General features: G+C 71.2%; 6 protein-coding genes and 1 pseudogene. All 7 read left to right on the forward strand.

All coding sequences use genetic code 11. From position 1 onward, the window contains the following. A pseudogene (locus tag LOY02_RS17560) lies at positions 1-75 on the forward strand (elongation factor P); the annotation flags it as partial. A 35-nt stretch (positions 76-110) separates the two neighbouring features. Continuing rightward, entirely contained in the window at positions 111-524 is a 414-nt protein-coding gene (gene nusB / locus LOY02_RS17565) for a transcription antitermination factor NusB (RefSeq protein ID WP_317183664.1), read from the forward strand. 126 nt (positions 525-650) lie between these two features. Continuing rightward, positions 651-1,106 carry a flavodoxin gene (locus LOY02_RS17570; protein WP_317183665.1) on the forward strand — a complete coding sequence of 152 codons (456 nt, stop codon included), beginning with the start codon at positions 651-653 and terminating at the stop codon, positions 1,104-1,106. A 125-nt stretch (positions 1,107-1,231) separates the two neighbouring features. After that, a complete protein-coding gene (pyrR, locus tag LOY02_RS17575; RefSeq protein WP_317183666.1) occupies positions 1,232-1,822 on the forward strand; it encodes a bifunctional pyr operon transcriptional regulator/uracil phosphoribosyltransferase PyrR in 591 nt (196 codons plus the stop codon). Then, positions 1,819-2,850: an aspartate carbamoyltransferase catalytic subunit gene (locus LOY02_RS17580; RefSeq protein ID WP_317183667.1), complete on the forward strand. Its 1,032-nt coding sequence runs from the start codon at positions 1,819-1,821 to the stop codon at positions 2,848-2,850. The genes pyrR and LOY02_RS17580 overlap by 4 nt, the downstream gene beginning before the upstream one ends. Beyond that, complete coding sequence (locus LOY02_RS17585; RefSeq protein ID WP_317183668.1) at positions 2,847-4,151, forward strand: dihydroorotase; 1,305 nt, start codon at positions 2,847-2,849, stop codon at positions 4,149-4,151. The genes LOY02_RS17580 and LOY02_RS17585 overlap by 4 nt, the downstream gene beginning before the upstream one ends. Then, positions 4,151-5,353 (forward strand): glutamine-hydrolyzing carbamoyl-phosphate synthase small subunit, encoded by a 1,203-nt coding sequence (gene carA, locus LOY02_RS17590; protein ID WP_317183669.1) that lies wholly within the window; start codon positions 4,151-4,153, stop codon positions 5,351-5,353. The genes LOY02_RS17585 and carA overlap by 1 nt, the downstream gene beginning before the upstream one ends. Positions 5,354-5,404: the final 51 nt, after the last annotated feature.

The raw sequence follows: 5,404 nt of genomic DNA on the forward strand, positions 1-5,404 counted from the left end.
CTCTTCCTCGAGACCGGCACGAAGGTCAAGGTCGACACGCGTGACGGGTCGTACCTCGGACGCGTCAATGACTGAGCTCGGTGCCCTCGGCCCGGTCGGCGGCTGAATCCGTGTCTGCACGCACGAAGGCCCGGCTGCGGGCCCTCGACATCCTCTTCGAGGCGGACCAGCGGGGGCTCAACGCGGAGGCGCTCCTCGACGAGCGGCTGCCCGATCCCGACAGTCGCGCCGGCAACAACCCCTACACCGCCCAGGTCGTCCGGGGCGTCGTCGCCCGCTGGCAGGACATCAACGCCGCCCTGACCGACTACAGCCAGGGCTGGACCCTCGACCGGATGCCCGCCGTCGACCGGGCGATCCTCCGGATCGGCGCGTGGGAGGTCCTCTTCAACGACGAGATCCCCGACGCCGTCGCGATCTCGGAGGCCGTGGCTCTCGCCACGGAGCTGTCCACCGACGAGTCGCCCAGCTTCGTCAACGGTCTGCTCGCCCGGCTGTCCGAGGTCAAGGCGACCATCGTCTGACCCCTCGGGGGCTCACGGCCCCGGCGGCCCTGCGCCCCCGAGTTCCCGATAGCCCCGCGTGGTGTGCCCGTTGCCTGCGGCGTCGTCGTATGCCGCGGAGCCGGCTTCGCGGCATACGGTGGCCTGGTGAGCGCCCGCCTTCTCGTCGTCCACCACACTCCGTCGCCGGCCATGCAGGAGCTGCTCGAGGCCGTCCTCGCGGGCACGCACGCCGAGGGGGTCGAGGGCGTCGAGGTCGAGGCCCACCCCGCTCTGTCGGCGACGGCGAGCGACGTCCTCGCCGCCGACGGTGTGCTCCTCGGGACGCCGGCCAACATCGGGTACATGAGCGGCGCCCTCAAGCACTTCTTCGACGGCATCTACTACCCGACCCTCCAGGCGCGCGAGGGCCTGCCCTTCGGCTACTGGGTGCACGGCAACAACGACGTCGAGGGTGCCCGCCGCGCGATCGAGTCCATCGCGACCGGACTGTCGTGGCGCCTCGCCGCCGAGCCGGTGCTCGTCACGGGGCCGCTCGACGCGGCCGTCCGCGAGCGCTGTTTCGAGCTCGGCGGCACGCTGGCCGCCTCCCTCATGCCCTGACCGAGCCGACTCGCCGTCCACGCACCGGGTCGCTGCACGGAGTACCGTGCCGTGGCGGTTACACTCGCGGCGGAAGACATCCTTTAACCACCGTCCTGTGAGGCGGGGAAGGAGGTCGAGCGGCTGTGACCTGCCCTGACCTGAGTGTGCCCGCACCGAGCTCGAGCACCCCGGAGGACGCGAGAGACGTCCTCACCGCAGACGAGATCTCCCGAGCGCTGCGGCGCATCGGTCACGAGATCCTCGAGCGCAACAAGGGCGCGACCGACCTCGTCCTGCTCGGTATCCCATCCCGGGGCGTGCCCCTGGCGAAGCGCCTCGGAGCGGCGATCGAGGCGGTCGAGGGCGTCGCGGTGCCGGTCGGCGAGCTCGACGTGACCCTCCACCGGGACGACCTGCGCAGGCAGCCGGTGCGGGCGGCCCACCGTTCGCGGATCCCCGAGGACGGCATCGACGACAAGGTCGTCGTCCTCGTCGACGACGTCCTCTACTCCGGCCGCACGATCCGGGCAGCCCTCGACGCCCTGTCCGAGCTGGGCCGGCCGCGCGCCGTGCGCCTCGCGGTCCTCGTCGACCGCGGCCACCGCGAGCTGCCGATCCGTGCCGACCATGTCGGCAAGAACCTCCCGACGTCCCGCGACGAGCGCGTCCACGTCAGGCTCTCCGAGGTCGACGGACTCGACGTCGTGCGGATCAGCGGGGGTGAGAGCCGGTGACCAAGCACCTCATCTCGTCCGCCGACCTCACCCGCACCGAGGTCGAGGACATCCTCGCCACGGCGGCGTCGATGCACGACCTCCAGCGACGCGAGGTCAAGAAGGTCCCGACGCTGCGCGGTCGGACCGTCATCAACTTCTTCTTCGAGGACTCGACCCGCACCCGCTCCTCCTTCGAGATCGCCGGCAAGTGGATGTCGGCCGACACGATCAACCTCTCGGCCAAGGGCTCGTCGACCTCCAAGGGGGAGAGCCTGCGCGACACCGCCCAGACCATCGACGCCATGGCCGTGGACGCCCTCGTCATCCGGCACAGCGCCTCCGGGGCCTGCCACCAGGTCGCGCAGTGGGTGCGCTGCTCGGTGATCAACGCCGGCGACGGCATGCACGAGCACCCGACCCAGGCGCTGCTCGACGCCTACACCCTGAGGACGCGCGTCGGCGACCTCGACGGCAAGCACGTCGTCATCGTCGGCGACCTCACCCACTCGCGCGTCTTCCGGAGCAACGTCATCACGCTCACGACCCTCGGGGCGAGGGTCACCGTCGTGGCACCGCCGACCCTCATGCCGAGCGGGATCGAGGCGTGGAGCGAGACCGACGGCTTCGCCACGTCGTGGGACCTCGACGCGGTCCTCGAGGGCGAGGACGCGGTCGATGCGGTGATGATGCTCCGCGTCCAGCGCGAGCGGATGAGCGGGGGCTACTTCCCCACGGCCCGCGAGTACACCGTGGGCTACGGGCTGACCAGAGAGCGACTCGACCGCCTCGTCACACGCAACCCCGACGTGCTCGTCCTTCACCCGGGACCGATGAACCGCGGCCTCGAGATCGCTCCGGAGGCGGCCGACAGCCCGCAGTCGGTCGTGCTCGACCAGGTCTCCGCCGGCGTCGCCGTGCGCATGGCCGTCCTCTACCACCTCCTCGCCGGCAGCGACGACGAGAGCGACCGGGCCGACGAGACCGACGGGGCCGACGAGACCGACGGGGCCGCGGGCACCGTCACGACCGAAGGAGCGCTCCGATGAGCAGCCTGCTGATCAAGGGCGCCCGCCTGCTGGGCCGTGAGGCGGCCGATGTCCTCGTCGAGGACGGCGTGATCCGCGAGGTCGGGGCGCTGACCGCCTCCGCAGAGACCCAGGTCCTCGACGCCGACGGGCTCGTCGCCCTGCCGGGGCTCGTCGACCTGCACGTGCACCTGCGCGAGCCGGGCCGCGAGGACGCCGAGACCATCGCCACCGGCTCGGCGGCCGCGGCCGCGGGAGGCTTCACGGCCGTCTTCGCCATGGCGAACACCAACCCGGTCACCGATACCGCCGAGGCCGCCGAGCGCGTCCTCGACCTCGGCCGGGCCTGCGGCCTCGTGGACGTGGTGCCGGTCGGGGCGGTGACGAAGGGGCTCGAGGGCGCCGAGCTCGCCGAGCTCGGCCTCATGGCCCGCTCGCGCGCGAGAGTGCGGGTCTTCTCCGACGACGGCCGGTGCGTCGAGGACGCCCGGGTCATGCGTCGAGCACTGGAATACATCAAGCCCTTCGGGGGCGTCATCTCGCAGCACTCGCAGGATCCGCGTCTGGCCGGCTCTGCGGCTTGCTGCCACGAGGGAGAGCTCTCCGGCCGACTCGGCCTGCCCGGCTGGCCAGGCATCGCAGAGGAGTCGATCGTCGCCCGGGACGTCATGCTCGCCCGACACACGGGCTCGCGGGTGCACGTCGCCCATGTCTCGACTGCCGGCACCGTCGAGGTGATCCGGTGGGCCAAGGCCCAGGGGATCGACGTCACGGCTGAGGTCACCCCGCACCACCTCGCCCTCACCACCGACCTGCTCGTCGGCTACGACCCGGTCTACAAGGTCAACCCGCCGCTCCGGCCCAAGGAGGACGTCGAGGCCCTTCGTGCCGGCCTGGCCGACGGCACCATCGACGTCGTCGCCACCGACCACGCGCCGCACGCCCGGCACGACAAGGAGCACGCCTTCGTCGATGCGGCCTTCGGGATGCTCGGCCTCGAGACCGCACTCGCCGTGATCAGCGACGTCATGGTCCGACCGGGCCTGCTCGACTGGGCCGCGGTCGCGCGCGTGATGTCGACGACGCCGTCGCGCATCGGTGGCCTCACCGAGCAGGGCCGGCCGCTCGAGCCGGGCTCACCCGCGAACATCACCCTGGTGGACCCCGACCGAGAGGTCACCGTCGACGCGAACCTCAGCCTGAGCCGCTCGCGCAACAACCCCTGGCACGGACGCACCCTTCGCGGCGCGGTCCACTCGACCATCCACCGCGGGACGGTCAGCCACAGCACCGAGACGACCGTGATGGAGACCTTGCCGTGATGCTGCAACCTCCGAGCCGCACCGGGCTCATTCGTGAGCCCGCCCTGCTCGTCCTCGAGGACGGGCGCACCTTCCGCGGCCTGTCCTACGGTGCAGTCGGCGAGACCCTCGGCGAGGCCGTCTTCTCAACCGGGATGACCGGCTACCAGGAGACGCTCACCGACCCGAGCTACCACCGACAGGTCATCGTCATGACGGCCCCCCACATCGGCAACACCGGCGTCAACGACGAGGACGGCGAGTCACGCCGGATCTGGGCAGCCGGCTTCGTCGTCCGGGACCCTGCCCTGCGGGCCTCGAGCTGGCGGGCCACCCGCGATCTCGAGGACGAGCTGCGCGACCAGGGGGTCGTGGGCATCTGCGACATCGACACCCGCGCCCTGACCCGCCATCTCCGCGAACAGGGCTCCATGCGGGTCGGAGTCTTCAGCGGCGGGGCCGCCGCCCGCCCGGAGCCCGAGCTGCTCGACGCGGTCAGGGCCGCGCCAGCCATGGCCGGCTCGGCCCTGGCGGAAGAGGTCTCGACGACGGAGCCCTACGTCGTGCCGGCCAAGGGCGAGAAGCGCTTCACCGTGGTCGCGCTCGACCTCGGCATCAAGGAGATGACCCCGGAGCTGATGGCCGAGCGGGGCATCGAGGTGCACGTCCTGCCCGCCACATCGACCTTCGAGGAGGTCATGGCGGTCGGCGAAGGCGGCCCGGACGGGGTCTTCTTCTCCAACGGACCCGGCGACCCGGCGACCGCAGAGCGGGAGATCCACCTGCTGCGAGAGGTGCTCGACGCACGCGTACCCTTCTTCGGCATCTGCTTCGGCAACCAGCTGCTCGGACGCGCCCTCGGCTTCGGCACCTACAAGCTCAAGTACGGCCACCGCGGGATCAACCAGCCCGTCATGGACCGCGCGACCGGGAAGGTCGAGGTCACCGCGCACAACCACGGCTTCGCGGTGGACGCACCCCTGGACACTGTCAGTGACACGCCCTACGGCCGCGCACGCGTGTCACACGTCTGCCTCAACGACGATGTCGTCGAGGGGCTCGAATGTCTCGACGTCCCGGCCTACTCGGTGCAGTACCACCCCGAGGCCGCCGCGGGACCGCACGACGCGGCATACCTGTTCGATCGGTTCGTCTCGCTGATGACGACGGGCCGGACCTCACCCGAGCAACGAGCACGCGAAGCCCGAGGAGTGGACGCCTGATGCCCAAGCGCGACGACATCAAGAGCGTCCTCGTCATCGGCTCGGGGCCGA

This window comes from Intrasporangium sp., from assembly GCF_032907665.1.
Classification (GTDB): domain Bacteria; phylum Actinomycetota; class Actinomycetes; order Actinomycetales; family Dermatophilaceae; genus Intrasporangium.

Coding starts and splice junctions, on each gene's coding strand:
- LOY02_RS17585 (WP_317183668.1), top strand. CDS start 2,847: ATGAGCAGCCTGCTGATCAAGGGCGCCCGCCTGCTGGGCCGTGAGGCG.
- carA (WP_317183669.1), top strand. CDS start 4,151: ATGCTGCAACCTCCGAGCCGCACCGGGCTCATTCGTGAGCCCGCCCTG.